We start from the raw sequence: 17,175 nt of genomic DNA, 5'->3' as shown, positions 1-17,175 counted from the left end.
GGCAACCAAGCTCAGAATAACCTCAATTATTACATCCCCTCTTGTGGGGCAGGGCATCTTGCCTGCCAAAGGTATATAAGATAAGATAATTAATGTATTAGAAAAATGTTTGTTTTTGTCATTGGATACTAAAAAAGTTTATGACTCAAAATACAAATAAAGCAAATGCTAGAATTAATCGAGAAAAAGCTGAAAGTATTCTCAAGAGATTTTTAAAAAATGAAGATTATAGCGTTTTAGCTGTTAATGGAAAATGGGGTATTGGAAAAACCCATCTAGTACAAAATTTTTTATATGAACATACAAAAAGCTATTATTACTATGTTTCTATCTTTGGTATTTCTTCAATTGAACAATTAAAAGCAAGGTTAATAGCTAATTATAAAAACGATCTAAAGTCTGATAGTCAATCTTCTCAAACAAAAACTGAATTAGTTTTTAATTTTATAAATAAATATATAAAAACTTTTTTTGAATGGTTGAATCGCATCTTTGGAAAAATTGAGAAAACACCAAAACTAGATATTTTGGGTGGACTATCAGGCTCAGTAATTTCTATTGCTGGTGATTTAGCACTTGAGATATTTTTTAATTCAATAGTTAGAGAAAATTCAATTATATGTATTGATGATCTTGAAAGAAAATCTAAAATACCTCTAGAAGAAATACTTGGATTTGTTGAGAATCTAGTGCAAGAACGTAAATGCAAAATTATCCTAATTTATAATGAAGATGAGCTAGAAGATAAAAAAGTATTAGACCGTTATCGAGAAAAAGTAATTGATAGAGAATTTACACTTAATCCAACAGTTGATGAAAACTTAGATTTCAGATTTAAGGATCATCATTATCTAGATTATCTAGAGATAATTAAAAAGGTTTTTAAAGAGACGGAAACAAATAATATTCGAGTTATACGCAAAACTGAATGGCTTATTAAGGAACTTATTCCCTTAATGGAGAATTGGGAGGATAGTTTACGTCATCAAGTTATAAAAAATTGTATTATTATTACTGCCGCAAAACTCGACACAGACTTTTGTAAACGCTGGTCTATTAATGGTATCCATCCTATTGATATTATATTATCATTATCGTACACTCCTCAACAATATTATGAAAAATCTCAAGGTGAAGATAGGGAAACTGCTGGAAAGAAATTTGAATTTCAGATGAAAATAATAAAAATGGGTTATAGCAATCTAGAAGAACTAGATGAATTAATCAGTCAGTTGGTTAATACTCCATTATCTGATTCCATTGAGTTGCAGTTTAGAGAAAAAGGTCATATTCTCAATGAAAGAGAAAAAAGCAATCAAATTATTAAAAAATTGAATGATCTTGCAAATAATCTTTACAAGTCTAAATACTATAACTCATTTGCAGATAATGAACAAGATATTATAGATGGAATTATTAGTTTTATTGACCAGAATTATCTTAATTTAAGTATTGCAAAATTTGAAGAAATTGCAAGATTTACATCAGTATTAGGAGGTGATATTTCTAAATATGAAAAACCTTTGTTAGAAAAAATATTAAAGGATATCTTAGAATCTAATTCTTATGAAAATTTAAGTGCCTTTAGAAATAAGCTGAGTAAATATCCTGATTTGGAAGAATCTTTTAACAAGAAAATTGATGAATATCACCAAACATTAGATATTACTACAGCAGTGAAAAATATAATGAATTCTGATCCCTCTTCAAGATCACTAACACTACAAAAAGATATTGAATTTTTAAGAAGTCTTACTGTTGATAAATACTGTCAATGGCTTCAAAAAGGGCATCCTGAATTAATTGATATGGTTAAATGGGTTATTGATTCCGATTATAACCCTGCACCCAAAAATTTAAAACAAGCTATTTGCATATTAGCTGAATGTACTAGAATTAATAAAATTAGGGCTAAGTATCTTTACAATATAGACATAGATAATACTTGTAATGGTGATAACACAAATTAATGGTTGAAAAATATATTCATTCAAGTTATATAATGGGGGCGGGCAAGATGCCCACCCCACAAGAGTTTTTGAAGATTTGGATTTGCATATTAAATACTAAGTAGCTTACTAAATGCTTATTATCAGGCTAATTACAAAACCATATATCCTAAAATTAAATTAGCTATAACAGCCGCAACATTGATGTTAAATTATAACATAACCGGTTAATTACTCCCTTCCAGGCACAAGATATTAACTAAAAAGTGTTAGTTGAAAATCCCCTTACTTTACCAAATACTAATATGTCCTTTGTTCCCTTACATATTCACAGTGATTACAGCTTGCTTGATGGTGCTAGTCAACTACCAGAATTGGTAGATCGAGCGATCGCATTAGGAATGAAAGCGATCGCCCTCACAGATCATGGTGTCATGTATGGGGCTGTGGAACTGATCAAAATCTGCCGCAGTAAGACGATTAAGCCAATCATTGGCAACGAAATGTATATCATTAATGGTGAAATTGACAAACAAGAACGTCGTCCTAAATATCATCAAGTCGTATTAGCAAAAAATACTCAAGGCTATAAAAATTTAGTTAAAATCACCACCATTTCTCACCTGCAAGGAGTACAAGGTAAAGGCATTTTTTCCCGTCCTTGTATTAATAAGGATTTACTCAAACAATATAAGGAGGGGTTAATAGTCACCAGTGCTTGTTTAGGAGGAGAAATTCCCCAAGCAATTCTCAGTAATCGGCCAGATATAGCCAGGAAAATTGCGAAATGGTATAAAGAAGTATTTGGTGAAGATTTTTATTTAGAAATTCAAGATCATGGTTCTCAAGAAGACCGAATTGTCAATGTAGAAATCGTCAAAATTGCCAGGGAATTAAACATTAAATTCATCGCCACAAATGACTCTCATTTTATCTCTTGTTTTGATGTAGAATCCCATGATGCCTTACTTTGTATTCAAACAGGTAAACTCATTAGCGAAGATAAAAGAATGCGGTACAGCGGCACAGAATACCTCAAATCATCAGAGGAAATGCACCAGCTATTCCGTGACCATTTAGCCGATGATATCATTGCCGAAGCGATCGCTACAACGGTCGAAATTGCTGATAAAGTTGAACCTTATCACATCATGGGTGATCCACAAATTCCCACACCCACAATCCCTTCAGGACATACAGCAGATACTTATGCAGAAGAGGTTGCATGGTTGGGACTTTTAGAAAGATTAAATCGCAAATCTCGCAACGAAGTAGATCCAGTCTATAAAGAAAGATTAGAATATGAATTAAAAATGATTCAGCAGATGGGATTTTCCACCTACTTTTTAGTAGTTTGGGACTATATTAAATTTGCACGAGACAATAATATTCCCGTTGGTCCAGGACGGGGTTCTGCGGCAGGTTCTTTAGTAGCTTATGCTATGAGAATTACGAATATTGACCCTGTACATCATGGTTTATTATTTGAAAGATTTCTCAATCCCGAACGTAAATCAATGCCGGATATTGACACAGATTTCTGCATTGATAAACGAGATCAGGTAATTGAATATGTCACTGAAAAATATGGAGTTGAGAGAGTAGCCCAAATTATTACTTTTAACCGTCTGACATCAAAAGCAGTATTAAAAGATGTCGCTAGAGTGTTAGATATTCCATACAATGAATCTGACAAAATGGCGAAAATGATTCCTGTAGTCCGGGGTAAACCTACAAAATTGAAAGTGATGATTTCCGATGAAACTCCCGAACCAGAATTTAAAGCCAAATATGATAATGATCCCACCGTACGGCGCTGGATTGATATGGCCATGCGCATTGAAGGGACTAACAAAACCTTCGGTGTTCATGCTGCTGGTGTGGTTATTTCCGCAGAACCATTAGATGAACTTGTTCCCCTCCAACGCAATAATGACGGTTCTGTAATTACTCAATATTTCATGGAAGATTTGGAATCTTTGGGATTATTAAAAATGGACTTTTTGGGCTTGCGTAACTTAACCCTAATTCAAAAAACCATTGATTTAATTGAACAAAGTCAAGGATATCGTATTGATCCCGATGAAATCACAAAACAGGAAAGAAAGGCACAAAAAATATTAGCTAAGGGTGAACATACCAGCTTACCAAAAGATGTGACTAAAGCTTATTCACTATTAGAAGCAGGTGATTTAGAAGGCATATTTCAATTGGAGTCTTCAGGAATGAAACAAATAGTGCGAGATTTGAAACCTTCTAATATTGAAGATATTTCTTCTATTCTCGCACTTTATCGTCCTGGACCATTAGATGCCGGATTAATTCCTAAATTTATTAATCGTAAACATAAACGAGAAGAAATTGAATATGATACTCAAATTTTAGAACCGATATTAAATGAAACCTATGGAATCATGGTTTATCAAGAGCAAATTATGAAAATTGCTCAAGACATGGCAGGTTATAGTTTAGGACAAGCTGATTTACTCCGTCGCGCTATGGGTAAAAAGAAAGTTGCAGAAATGGAAAAACAAAAGCAAAATTTTATTGATGGTTCTGCAAAAAATGGTGTAAAATCCCAAGTTGCTGAACATTTATTTGGGGATATGTTAAAATTTGCCGAATATTGTTTAAGTTATGATACAGAAATTTTAACTGTGGAATATGGTTTTTTAGAAATTGGGGAAATTGTGGAAAAACAAATTGAGTGTCGGGTTTATACAGTTGATAGCAATGGCATACTTTATACTCAACCTATTGCCCAATGGCATTATCGCGGACAGCAAGAAGTCTATGAATATTTATTAGAAAATGGGGCAATTATTCGCGCGACAAAAGACCATAATTTTATGACTGAAGCAGGGGAAATGTTACCCATTGATGATATTTTTACCCAAGGATTAGATCTATTACAATTGGCAGATTTATAGCAGAAGACAAGGAGCAGAAAAATATCTATTCCCTGTTCCCTGAATTGTTACGAGGGAATTTACAAATCAATCCAGTTAATCCCAAAACTCTTTTTGAAAACGAACCACAGAGTCACAGAGAACACAGAGAAAAGAGAATAATACAGCGGTTTCCGCTCTTATGAGGTACAAAGTTGAATCATGAAACTCTTGTAGTGCGGGCATACTTCGGCAAGCTCAGTACAAGTCTTGCCCGCTAGATATGTACCTCATAACACCGGGAAGTGCTGTAAGTTCTTAGTTGGATGGTATTGTATAAATTCCCAAAACTCTGACTAAAAAACCCCATCTATAATAAAGAAGATGTAGGGGTTGACATTTGCTTTTAAATTTGTTATGATGAAATTGATAAGGAAGAACTATCTTAGTATAAATTAATAGTATAAATTAGTTAATTTTGGCATAAAAAAATACCCACTCAGTTTTACTACTGGTGGGTATTAATTAAATCAGAGCCGCAGGGATGCGACCTTCGTAAAACTACTTACTTTCGGTAAAATCAGCATCAATGACATCATCACCAGAGGGAGCAGAACCACCACCGGGGGATTGAGCGCCAGCAGCACCAGCGTCACCACCAGCTTGTTGGTAAATATTACTACCAATAGCAAAGAGAGCTTGTTGCAGTTCTGGTGTTAATTTCTGGATTTGAGCATCATCTTCCTTGGCTATAGCGTCCCGAACTTCTTTAACTAAACCCTCAACCTTAGTCTTATCAGCAGCGGGGACTTTATCACCCAATTCTTGTAACTGTTTTTCTGCTTGATAAGCTAAAGTATCAGCTTGGTTTTTGCGTTCAATTTTTTCACGGCGCTCCTTATCAGAAGAAGCATTTTTCTCAGCTTCTCTGACCATGCGTTCTACATCATTCTTGTCAAGAGTAGAAGCACCTGTTATACTAATAGATTGTTCCTTACCAGTACCCTTATCCTTAGCAGCAACGTTGAGAATACCGTTAGCGTCAATATCAAAAGTAACTTCAATTTGGGGAACACCACGAGGAGCAGGAGGAATACCATCCAAACGGAAAGTACCTAAACTCTTGTTATCATTAGCAAATTCTCTCTCACCTTGGAGAACGTGAATTTCCACATTAGTTTGTCCGTCTACAGCAGTAGAGAACACTTCTGATTTTTTGGTGGGAATTGTAGTGTTACGAGGGATAATCTTAGTCATGACACCGCCCAAGGTTTCCACACCTAAAGACAATGGTGTTACATCTAACAATAAGATACCTGTAACATCACCTGCTAAAACCCCCGCTTGAATAGCAGCACCAACAGCCACTACCTCATCAGGGTTAACGCTTTGGTTAGGATCTTTACCTAGAACTCGCTTAACCACATCCTGAACAGCAGGAATCCGAGTAGAACCACCAACGAGGACAACTTCGTCAATATTGCTTTTATTTAATTTCGCGTCTCTGAGAGCATTTTCCACCGGAATGCGGCAACGGTCAATTAAATCAGAACAGAGTTCTTCAAAAGTGGCACGGGTGAGAGTTGTATCTAAATGCTTTGGTCCATCCTGGGTAGCGGTGATAAATGGTAGGTTAATTTCCGCTTGGGTAACGCTAGAAAGTTCAATTTTAGCTTTTTCTGCCGCTTCTGTTAAACGTTGTAAAGCTTGTTTGTCCTTACGGAGGTCAATACCTTCATCTTTTTTGAACTTTTCTGCCAAGAAATCAACGATTTTTTTATCGAAGTCGTCACCACCTAAGTGAGTATCACCAGAGGTTGATAATACCTCAAATACACCATCACCAACTTCCAGAACAGATACGTCAAAAGTACCACCACCCAAGTCAAATACTAGGATAGTTTCATTGCTCTTCTTATCAAAACCATAAGCTAGAGAAGCAGCAGTAGGTTCGTTGATAATCCGTAATACTTCAATACCAGCGATTTTACCAGCGTCCTTAGTGGCTTGACGTTGGGAGTCATTGAAATAAGCGGGAACGGTAATTACTGCTTGGGTAACAGTTTCCCCCAGGTACTTACTAGCATCTTCCACTAATTTGCGGAGAACCTTGGCGGATATTTCTTCAGGAGCAAATTGTTTACCAGCACCAGGAGAATCTACTTTAACGTTACCACCGCTACCAAGAACCTTATAGGAAACTTCTGTAGCTTCATTAGTGATTTCGTCATAACGACGACCAATAAAGCGTTTTACAGAATAAAAAGTATTTTCGGGGTTCATTACCGCTTGACGTTTAGCGATTTGACCAACTAAATTATCACCATTTTTAGCAAAGGCTACTACAGAGGGTGTTGTTCTAAAACCTTCCGCATTAGCGATAACTGTGGGTTTACCACCTTCCATTACTGCCACACAGGAGTTAGTCGTACCTAAATCAATTCCAACTACTTTTGCCATTTTGGTTTTTTACTCCGTATAAAATTACTAAATGAACTCAGAGAGAATATAAAATTGCATTAACTAACTGTCAATAACAAACCAATTCAAATTTCCCAACTTTGTACGCATAATGTATTGCTCCGAAGAGCCTCCCATTTCTGGGGTAATGTTAGCTTCTTGACATACTCACCGACCTGAAGGTGCGATGATTCTTAACACTTCACTGGAACACGCCACAAGTGGTCTTATCGTCCCTCCATGTCCGTTTAAAGTCTCCCAATGCCCTATGGCGACTATAACCAAATTTTTAACACAAAGCCGTCCTAAAAGCGATGCACTGAGCTTGCCGAAGTGGACGGGGCTTGTATTGCAGATTTTTGGTCAATGTTTTAAGAGCTTGCTTGAGCTTGCAACACTGTTTCTGTTACCTTGAAACTGTTTAATCACAAGCGACAGAGCAGGGAACTAGCTACGCATTCGCCCGGTGTCGTGACTCAAAAAACGTAGTCAGTGAAGACTTAGACTGGTCAGTACAGCTTGCTTGATTACTTTTGCAAGCTCAGTCCCCTTAGGGCTGGGTTACTGACATAAACTCAGTGGTAGCCATGCCACGAAGGGTGGTTTACCGAACCGTCAAGGGAACGGCGAATTTTAAATTATATATGTGTCTAGTGATCTCATGGATTAATGTGCGTTCACATTGACTAATGTATGAGAATTAATACTTTCAGGAATTGGGGTGAACCGTAACTTTATAGTCGTATTTGCCGTCAAGCCCTGTAGGGAGTTAAAAATTAAGAATTAAAGAGAGAAAATTATACCCCTCAATCTGTATTCAGGGGTGGTAATTGGTAATTTAATTAAGTAGGTTGGCGTGAAAAATTGTCGTTATGACAAGGGAACAGGGAACAGGGAACAGGGGACAGGGAATAGGTTTTGGGAAACTTTACTTTTGGTTACTTATGTCGGTTTTTTCCGTTCACCTAATTGCCTGATTTTATGAAGCAGGTATGGGAGGGCGTTCTCCCTTCTGAAACCTCAACCATGCCTGTTGTAAATCAGCAGGAGCAGGATTAGTGGCATCATAAATGACAATTACATTAGTTAAAGGTCCGCTGGGAGGAACTAAAATACTATTTTTAGTGGCTAAGGCTCTAGAACCCCCACCATCTAAATTCATGGCCTCGTAACAACCTATGGCTTCCATTGCCTCCGCTTCTTCCTGCAAGGAGAGAGCGATTTCAAAGTTCGCTAAAATAAGCTTTGTGCCGTCTTTGGTAAAACCAATGGCTGTCCGAGTGCTATTACCCAACACAGAGAGATCTTTAAAACCTTCAATTCTGGGCTTGAGCCAAATTTCCCCCTGTCGCAATAGTCTCGGTCCACCAGTTAGGGAAAACCAATGTTTATTCCATTCTGGTCTACCGTCTACTCTTGCTGTGACTATTTCCGGTTTGTTGCCAATTCCTAACCCCAGAGTAGTACCAAAGTTTTCCCAAGGACGGTATTTGAGAAATTTTCCCCCTGCTATCATGTTACCCATAACTGTTTTTTGGGGATTTTTGGCGGAAAATGTACCGTTGGCCACTACTGTAGCCCCATAACGCAGCACTAATTTATTAAATTCTTCATCACCACTGGTTTTTTGAATTGTGTTAGCAAAGCTGGCATTTTTGGCTAAACCCATTGTGATTAAGTTTTTTGGGTCTGTGAGGTCAACTATGGTCTGATAAAAAGGGATACCATTAATTTGACTTTTGTTGACCTGTACAGCTTGGACGTAACTGGGTAATGTGATTGTTAATCCCTGTGCTAAGGTTGCTCCACTCAGAAATAAAAAGGATCTACGGCTGATTTTATTAACTGGCATAATTGATTTTTATTAACTCTGATTTCTTCTTTCTTCTTTCTTCTGACTCCTGACTCCTATATTTTATGAATAATTGCTATATCATTTTTCACAAGCCCTATGGAGTCCTGAGCCAATTTACTCAAGAAAGTCCTCAACATATCACTCTCAAACAGTATATAGATGTTCCCGACGTTTATCCTGTGGGGCGTTTGGACTGGGATAGTGAAGGACTACTTTTGTTAACAAATGATGGACAGTTCCAGCATCGTCTCGCTCATCCCCGCTTTGGTCATCAACGTACCTATTGGGCGCAGGTGGAACGCATTCCTACCCTAGATGCCATTAATCAGTTAAAAACTGGAGTGAAAATTCAAGATTATTGCACCGCCCCTGCCCAAGTTAGGTTATTGTTAGAAGAACCATCGGTGACACAACGTACTCCCCCCATTAGATTTCGTAAAAGTGTTCCCACGGCTTGGCTGGAAATTACCCTCACTGAAGGCAAAAACCGCCAAGTTCGTCGTATGACGGCTGCTGTGGGTTTTCCAACTTTGCGATTGATTCGGGTGAGTATTGCTAATATTCAATTACATGATTTAGCACCAGGACAATGGCGAGAACTTACTCCCACAGAACTCACTAGGCTTAATTATGCACCGGAAAAGTAAATTAATCTATGGTAATACTCAATACCTTCGCTATTTTTTGATAGGTTGGGTTGATCGCATTAAAATCCAAGGGTTTGTGCCTATAGCACACTACGTTAACATACTTAAAACCAATCTAGGAATCAAGCTTTTGTGAATTTTGCCCTTAGGTAAAATACCAGTATTATCTCATATATTATCAATGTCAATTGATTCCTGAAACAGGAAAATCAAGGAACTTCTATGATGCTGATTTGCCCCCAGTGTACATTTCCCAACTCTGATCATAATAAATTCTGTCAAAATTGTGGCACTTCCTTAACTGATAAAATCCGCCTTGATGCTAATAACGATATTGTATCAGAGACAAATCGTTTTTACGATGGGAATATGCCGTTAAGAGATATTCAGTCTCAACAGGTGCAAACTCTGACACAATCAGAAACTACTTGTTCTCTGTTGTCTATGTCAGAAATATCCACGGATACGGTGGAAGTATTGTCTGGAGAAAATCCTGATTCTTCGCTGACTATCTTACAATTTGACAATCAAACGGAAGACAGAATTGTCAGTGATCAGATGACAAATATACCGCTATCCCCTCCGTTAGTTAGTTGGGAATATGCGGCCTATACTGATACTGGTCGTCAACGAAATCATAATGAAGACTATTTTGCTATTGATAGCAAAGTTCACAAACAAGAATTACCAGAAGGTGCTATTCTGACAAAGACGGGTTTGTATATTCTCTGTGATGGTATGGGTGGTCATGCGGGAGGTGAAGTGGCCAGTAAATTAGCTGTGAATACTATCCGTAAATACTTCCAAGAAACCTGGACTAGCGCGGAATTACCTAACCAGGAAAGTATTAAAGAGGCGGTTTATTTAGCTAACCAAGCCATTTATGACCTGAATCAACAACAAGCCCGTTCGGGAATGGGGCGCATGGGTACTACTTTGGTAATGTTGTTACTTCAGGATCATCAAGCAGCGATCGCTCATGTGGGAGATAGTCGTATTTATTACCTAACTCATAGGGAAGGATTAGTACAATTAACTATAGATCATGAAGTCGCTCAACGGGAAATTTCCAGGGGTGTAGAACCAACTATAGCTTATGGCCGTGCCGATGCTTACCAACTCACTCAGGCTCTTGGTCCGCGTGATCAAGATTACCTCTATCCCGATGTATCTTTTCTGGATATTCATGAAGATATGCTTCTGCTGTTGGTATCAGATGGTTTATCAGATAATGAATGCTTAGAAAATCACTGGCAAACTCATCTTCAACCTTTATTGAGTTATGATAGTGACTTAGAAATGGGTATTCAGGATTTAATTGAGTTGGGCAATGAATATAATGGTCATGATAACATTACGGCTATACTTGTACGAGTAATAGTCTCTCCATCTCAACCCGCTTTGTCATCAATTTAGTTTTTTGTTCTGAGGTTTTAGGTTGTATTGTGATTACTTTAACTCTATTGGAAAAAATCACAAAAACACCGCTCCAGCAGTGGCACTTTGAGGATTCTACTGTCGTTCGTATTGGTCGAGCGGTAGATAATCACATTGTCTTGAGTGATAGTTCTGTTTCTAGGTATCATTTAGAACTAAGATTGATTACTAATCCTAAAGGTGACAATTGGGAAATCATTAGTCAAGGCACTAATGGGACTTTCCTGAATGGTAGTTTAATTACCAGGTCTATACTCACAGATAATTCTCTCCTGCAATTGGCGATAGGTGGACCTTTAATCCAGGTACAAATTCAGAAATTATCTCCCGTAATTGCTCCCCCTTTATCGTCCCTGGTTGGGGAAATTAATCAGGTTATAAAACCCCTATCTTCCGCTTCTCGTTGCACCCATGAGGGAAATGATCCGGGAAATGTATTTTGTGTTCATTGTGGCCAACCTATTCTCATCCAAAAGACTATTCGCCATTATCAAATCATACGTACGCTGGGAAAAGGTGGTATGGGTACTACCTATTTAGCTGCGGATGCTACAGGTGAAACTACTAATGTAACACAATTGCTGGTATTAAAAGAAATGAATGCTGACATGGCAAAAATTCCCAAAGCACGAGAGTTATTTGAAAGAGAGGCAAGTATTCTCAAATACCTGAATCATGAGGGAGTTCCTAAGTATTATGATTTCTTTGTGGAAGATGGTAAAAAATACTTGGCCATGGAATTAATTCACGGACAAGATCTAGAAAAACGAATTTCTTTAACCGGACCTGTGACACCTCCACAAGCGATCGCCTGGATGGTACAAACTTGTGATATTTTAGATTATCTTCATGGCCAAGAACCGCCACTAATTCACAGGGATATTAAACCAGCTAATTTAATGGTGCGAGGTAGTAATAATAGTATTGTGGTTTTGGATTTTGGCGCTGTCAAGGAAATTGGCACAAAACCGGGGACGAGAATCGGCGCTGTAGGTTATTGCGCCCCTGAACAGGAACGCGGACAACCTCTTACCCAATCTGATTTATATGCTATTGGTCCAACGCTGATTTTTTTATTAACTGGGGAAAATCCTGTAAAATTCTATCGTCAACAGGGGCGAAATTTTCGCTTTGATGTTAGGGGTATACCCGCCATTAGTAGCCAGTTAAGACAGGTGATTGAATGCGTTACTGAACCTCTACCGGCGCGTCGTTATCATACCGCACAAGAGTTAGCTCAGGCATTAAAATCAGTCAGCAAATAGAAGAATTTGGTTAGCGGTGAGGTTCAATTTAGGGAAAACTTGTGAAATTACTTGATCATTGTCTGTAAACTGCTTTATTTGATACTCATCACCTGTTAAAGAACAAACTGCTATAGTCGGCTCTTTTGGTTCAGCAACTAATTTAGAAGCGCCAAAAGGTTGATAATCAACAATCCAGTATTCTTTAATTCCCATTTCTTCATCATCACTATTGGTTTTTGACAAGGCTTGAATCATAATTTATCTGCCTTCATCAAGATGCGTGAGTATGTTAGGATACTGAATCGTCTATTTTTATTGTGCTAAATCCATAATAGAGTCATGGAAAAATTTCACCCACCAGTAAAGCAATAACAATGAGATGCAAGCCCATTGCTATGCTACGGGTAGGGGTATTTGCGCCAGTCTGTATTACAGAGAAATCGCTGGTATACAATAAATGTTTATTCGTCGTCCCATGTTTCTACCGCTAATAAATCGCTAATTGGATCTTGAGTGCTAAATCCAAAGTCTAACAACTCTTGTTTCCAATATTGCCACTCATCGCCATAAAGTAAGGCAATTTTCCAAATTTTATCATCGGACTTGATAATATTGGATTCTATGAGTGATTGCACGTTGCGTTGCAATTTCACCATTGGGTGAATTACTTGCTGAATCATAACCTTGGTATATTTCAGATTTTTGTGTGTAAATGCTTGATTAAAACAGTTTTCCACTAGCAATTATTACCTGTGCGTGGAGCAATTATGGTTTGGCAAAGCTAGTTCTAACTTTTTTATTGTACCATAACTGGTGAAGTGTAAATTGCTGGAGAATACGGTTTTGTACGGTAATTACTACCACTAAAGGCCAATTAGGCAACTAGTAGTGAGGATATGCAGTCTACAAGATTTTTAGTCCTGTGATAGTTATCATAACGCAGTTAGAGAAGATTGACACGAATTTTTCAAATTTAGTTGTGGAATAAATGTTTTGTGTGAAAGATAGTTAACCAGGTTGTTCATCTTTGCGGCGGTCAGGCTGCATATTATATTTCGTTTATTTTGATTCTTAACATATTAGAACATATCTATGGAATAATGGCAAGTGTTTTAGACACAGTTGTTTTTAGGATTGTACCAAAAGTTGCCTTTTTCTGAAAAAACTTGTTGAGGTGAGGCCTCTGGCGCTGGGTACGTCCACAGAATTAAGGGCAAAGGCTTGATGATCTGATAAACTTAGCAATTTACCTTCAATATTTTTTGAGCAGAAAGACGATGAAAATCAATAATCATAAATTAGCAGCTAAAAATATTAATACCAGGTTTTTAGGGGAAAAATGGGGAAATAAGGCAAAAAAATGGATTGCAGCCTGTGGTGTAATCGTTTTCATGCTGGGAGGTTGCAACAGTTTAAAGAAAACCACCTCCGTAGAAAACAGTAACGACCAAGGAGAAAAAACCACCGTACCAACAGAAATTGCTCCTCCTCCGATCTTTTCTTCCTCTGGAGATCCTAACTTTGTCGTTAAAGTAGTCCAAAAAACCGGTAATGCTGTAGTTCGCATTGATTCAACTAGAACCGTTACTACTCAAGTTCCTGACGAATTTTCTGATCCCTTTTTTCGTGGCTTTTTTGGTAATGTAATTCCATCACAACCCAGATCAAGAGTAGAAAGAGGAAGCGGTTCTGGGTTTATAATTAATTCATCTGGACAAATTCTCACTAATTCTCATGTTGTAGACGGTGCTGATTCAGTTACAGTTACCCTTAAAGATGGCCGAACTTTTAAAGGTAAAGTATTAGGAGAAGATGCAGTCACAGATGTGGCGGTTATTCAAATTGATGCGAATAAATTACCCACCCTAGCTTTAGGTAAATCTGACACCTTACAACCAGGAGAAGCTGTGATTGCTATTGGTAATCCCCTGGGTTTAAATAATACTGTCACCTCTGGGATTATCAGCGCCACAGATCGTTCTAGTAGTGATATTGGTGCGAGTGATAAGCGCGTTGATTATCTGCAAACAGACGCAGCAATTAACCCCGGAAACTCCGGTGGACCATTATTAAATGCCCGTGGTGAAGTTATTGGCATGAATACAGCAATTATTCAAGGCGCTCAGGGTTTAGGATTTGCTATTCCTATTAATACAGTCCAAAAAATTGCTGAAGAATTAATTACTAAAGGTAGAGTTGATCATCCATATTTGGGAATACAAATGGTAACACTCACACCGGAAGTCAAGGAAAAAATAACTACTAGATTTGGTGATAAAATAAATTTGGCCGCAAATCAAGGAATTTTATTAGTTAGAGTTGTTCCCAACTCACCCGCAGCCATTGCTGGACTAAGGCCAGGAGACGTGATTAAAAGTATTAATAATCAAGCAGTTTTGAAAGTTGATGAGGTGCAAAAATTAGTAGAAAATAGTAAAATTGGTATTCCTTTACAAGTGCAAGTAGAGCGGAATGGCAGAACTTTTCAAGTTTTAGTTAAACCCGCACCTTTACCAGTTTCTAAGGAATAAAATTCCTTAAAAACTATTAGAATCAGGATATCTAGAATTAAAATCAGATGACGCGCTTTATACATGATCAATTCGCAAAACAATATCTAACAGAACTATTAACACCTTATGGACAAGTAGAAACCAGTAAAGATATTACCGCAGAAGTTAGACAAATTGACCTATTATTTATTCCTGACCCACAACCGTCACAAAGCCTAGAAAAACTAGGGTTGTTGGGGAGAATGGCCACAAATTATGCCATATTTGAACCATTCCGTAATCCTGTCAGCAGAAGTGAAATTCGCAGTTGTATAGGTAAATTATTTGACATTCATGCGGATTTAGAACGGCAAGCTAAACGCAATGAGACGCGAATCAATGAAACTGAATTAGCCCAACTATGGATTTTTACGCCAACAGCATCAGTAGATATACTAGAGAGTTTTAATGGTACTCTAGATGAAACAAACTGGGGAAAAGGCATTTATTTTTTATCAACAGGATTAAAAACCGTAGTTGTGGTGATTCATCAACTACCCAGTACACCCGAAACACTGTTTTTAAGGGTTTTAGGGAGGGGAAAAGTACAAAGACAAGCAGTGGAAGAATTAGAAGCACTAGCAAATAATAGTCCGTTCCTTGGGGATATTATAGAATTAGTACATAACTTAATTGCTGTGTTATCGGCTCGTCAGCGTCAGGAACACGATATTGATCAAGATGATCAGGAGTTAATTATGAAATTATCCCAAATGTATCAACAACAGTTAGAAGAGATTAAAAAACAAGAACGACAAGAAGGAGAAAAACTAGGACTTGATAAAGGGATAGAAAGAGAACGACGCGCTATGATTGAAAGTATCTTGCAAGTGCGTTTTGGGGAAGTTGATTCACAATTAACAACAATTATCAACCCTCTGATTGCTATGAATAGAGAAGAATTTACTCCTTTGCTTTTACAGTTATCCCGTGAGGAATTATTAGCTAGATTTGTGTGAATTAGCAGTATAAGTGGCTTATTTGTTTGGCTTACAGACCCGTCTGGAAATGAATTTCCAGGCTAATAGCTCAAGTTTACTAAAGTAAACTAACTAAATTTAGGCAGAAAATTTTCTAGTTCTTTTAGTCATCTTGAGATGACTTTTGCTATGAGACTGGGAATTTATTCCCAGGCGGTTAGGTGGTTCTGAATTATTTATAGGACTTACGCACGAGTCACTGAATAACGAACCACTCCAGGCACAGAGAACACAGAGGAATAAGAGTTTGAGGAATATTTTGCGTAAGTCCTGATTTATTTATAATTTTTTCTTCCATTTTTTTTATTCCATCTAGTGATCATCACAATCCCAGAACTACCTCCCAGAAACCTTTTTGGACGGACAATATTCCTCAAACCCCCTTCTGTGTTCTTCCGTGTTCTCTGGCTGTGCAGTGCTTCATGAGGCGGTAACTCGTGGGAGGTACAAGGGGACGCTATCGGAAGGCGATCGCACATCATCAATGGTATAATCGTCAAAACGGCGATAATGAAATTTGATATGAGAAAAACATAGAGATTTGAAAATGTTAAAATTAGCGCCAATCATTAAATTAGGTAATCCGATATTACGACAAAAAGCGGCTGCGGTTGAGAATATTCAAGATGAAAAAATTCAAAACCTGATTGATGAATTAATTACCTCAGTTGCTCAAGCTAATGGGGTGGGAATTGCTGCACCACAAATAGCAGCATCATACCGTTTATTTATCGTCGCTTCCCGTCCTAATGCTAGATATCCCCACGCACCGGAAATGCAGCCCACCGCAATGATCAACCCCCGAATTATTGCCCATTCTTCGGAAATAGTCAAAGGTTGGGAAGGTTGTTTAAGTGTTCCGGGAATTAGGGGTTTAGTTCCTAGATATCAAACAATTGAAGTTGAATATACAGACCGTTATGGTAATTTCCAAAAACAAGAATTAACGGATTTTATTGCCCGAATTTTTCAACATGAGTATGATCATTTGGAAGGATTAGTATTTTTAGATCGTGTGGAAAATAATCATGATTTAATTAGTGAAGAAGAATATCAGAAATCTGTAATGGGTAATGGGTAATGGGTAATGGGTAATTGGTAATGGGTAATTGGTAATGGGTAATGGGTAATGGGTAATGGGTAATGGGTAATGGGTAATT

12 protein-coding genes are annotated in these 17,175 nt (G+C 37.6%); 8 read left to right on the top strand and 4 right to left on the bottom strand.

The genetic code is table 11. The features are described 5' to 3' along the window. Nucleotides 1–140 precede the first annotated feature (140 nt). Together ACIR131C_RS0112440 and ACIR131C_RS0112435 are read left to right on the top strand one after the other, a co-directional pair. A complete protein-coding gene (locus ACIR131C_RS0112440) occupies nucleotides 141–1,970 on the top strand; it encodes a P-loop NTPase fold protein (RefSeq protein WP_028090458.1) in 1,830 nt (609 codons plus the stop codon). Nucleotides 1,971–2,254: 284 nt separating this feature from the next. Further along, on the top strand, nucleotides 2,255–4,879 hold the full coding sequence (locus ACIR131C_RS0112435) for a trans-splicing intein-formed DNA polymerase III subunit alpha N-terminal partner DnaE-N (protein ID WP_028090457.1): 2,625 nt from the start codon (nucleotides 2,255–2,257) through the stop codon (nucleotides 4,877–4,879). A gap of 519 nt (nucleotides 4,880–5,398) precedes the next feature. Here ACIR131C_RS0112435 and dnaK read toward each other — a convergent pair. After that, nucleotides 5,399–7,297, bottom strand: a complete 1,899-nt coding sequence (gene dnaK, locus ACIR131C_RS0112430; protein WP_028090456.1) for a molecular chaperone DnaK — start codon at nucleotides 7,295–7,297, stop codon at nucleotides 5,399–5,401. Nucleotides 7,298–8,276: 979 nt separating this feature from the next. Further along, nucleotides 8,277–9,149 (bottom strand): phosphodiester glycosidase family protein, encoded by an 873-nt coding sequence (locus tag ACIR131C_RS0112425; RefSeq protein WP_028090455.1) that lies wholly within the window; start codon nucleotides 9,147–9,149, stop codon nucleotides 8,277–8,279. A 65-nt stretch (nucleotides 9,150–9,214) separates the two neighbouring features. Between ACIR131C_RS0112425 and ACIR131C_RS0112420 the strand changes: the two genes are divergently transcribed. The 3 genes from ACIR131C_RS0112420 to ACIR131C_RS0112410 all read left to right on the top strand — a co-directional run bounded on the left by ACIR131C_RS0112420 (nucleotide 9,215) and on the right by ACIR131C_RS0112410 (nucleotide 12,501). Next, on the top strand, nucleotides 9,215–9,799 hold the full coding sequence (locus ACIR131C_RS0112420) for a pseudouridine synthase (RefSeq protein WP_028090454.1): 585 nt from the start codon (nucleotides 9,215–9,217) through the stop codon (nucleotides 9,797–9,799). Between the two features lie 222 nt (nucleotides 9,800–10,021). Next, the gene (locus ACIR131C_RS22650; protein WP_035371963.1) at nucleotides 10,022–11,215 is read left to right on the top strand and encodes a serine/threonine phosphatase; all 1,194 of its coding nucleotides are present in this window, start codon (nucleotides 10,022–10,024) and stop codon (nucleotides 11,213–11,215) included. 29 nt (nucleotides 11,216–11,244) lie between these two features. Beyond that, complete coding sequence (locus tag ACIR131C_RS0112410; protein WP_028090453.1) at nucleotides 11,245–12,501, top strand: FHA domain-containing serine/threonine-protein kinase; 1,257 nt, start codon at nucleotides 11,245–11,247, stop codon at nucleotides 12,499–12,501. On the opposite strand, the gene ACIR131C_RS0112405 is transcribed toward ACIR131C_RS0112410, so the two are convergent. Further along, on the bottom strand, nucleotides 12,487–12,738 hold the full coding sequence (locus ACIR131C_RS0112405; RefSeq protein WP_028090452.1) for a Uma2 family endonuclease: 252 nt from the start codon (nucleotides 12,736–12,738) through the stop codon (nucleotides 12,487–12,489). The two genes, ACIR131C_RS0112410 and ACIR131C_RS0112405, sit on opposite strands and share 15 nt — an antisense overlap. 206 nt (nucleotides 12,739–12,944) lie before the next feature. Next, complete coding sequence (locus ACIR131C_RS0112400; RefSeq protein WP_028083881.1) at nucleotides 12,945–13,163, bottom strand: DUF4327 family protein; 219 nt, start codon at nucleotides 13,161–13,163, stop codon at nucleotides 12,945–12,947. Between the two features lie 597 nt (nucleotides 13,164–13,760). On the opposite strand from ACIR131C_RS0112400, the gene ACIR131C_RS0112395 reads away from it, so the two are divergent. The 3 genes from ACIR131C_RS0112395 to def all read left to right on the top strand — a co-directional run bounded on the left by ACIR131C_RS0112395 (nucleotide 13,761) and on the right by def (nucleotide 17,096). Continuing rightward, nucleotides 13,761–15,014 carry an HhoA/HhoB/HtrA family serine endopeptidase gene (locus tag ACIR131C_RS0112395; protein ID WP_028090451.1) on the top strand — a complete coding sequence of 418 codons (1,254 nt, stop codon included), beginning with the start codon at nucleotides 13,761–13,763 and terminating at the stop codon, nucleotides 15,012–15,014. Between the two features lie 47 nt (nucleotides 15,015–15,061). Then, nucleotides 15,062–15,994: an RpnC/YadD family protein gene (locus ACIR131C_RS0112390; RefSeq protein WP_028090450.1), complete on the top strand. Its 933-nt coding sequence runs from the start codon at nucleotides 15,062–15,064 to the stop codon at nucleotides 15,992–15,994. A 568-nt stretch (nucleotides 15,995–16,562) separates the two neighbouring features. Continuing rightward, complete coding sequence (gene def, locus ACIR131C_RS0112385; RefSeq protein WP_028090449.1) at nucleotides 16,563–17,096, top strand: peptide deformylase; 534 nt, start codon at nucleotides 16,563–16,565, stop codon at nucleotides 17,094–17,096. The last annotated feature ends 79 nt before the right edge of the window (nucleotides 17,097–17,175 follow it).

It is taken from the genome of Dolichospermum circinale AWQC131C, from assembly GCF_000426905.1.
Lineage (GTDB): Bacteria > Cyanobacteriota > Cyanobacteriia > Cyanobacteriales > Nostocaceae > Dolichospermum > Dolichospermum circinale.
This window is presented reverse-complemented; position numbering and strand designations above follow the sequence as displayed.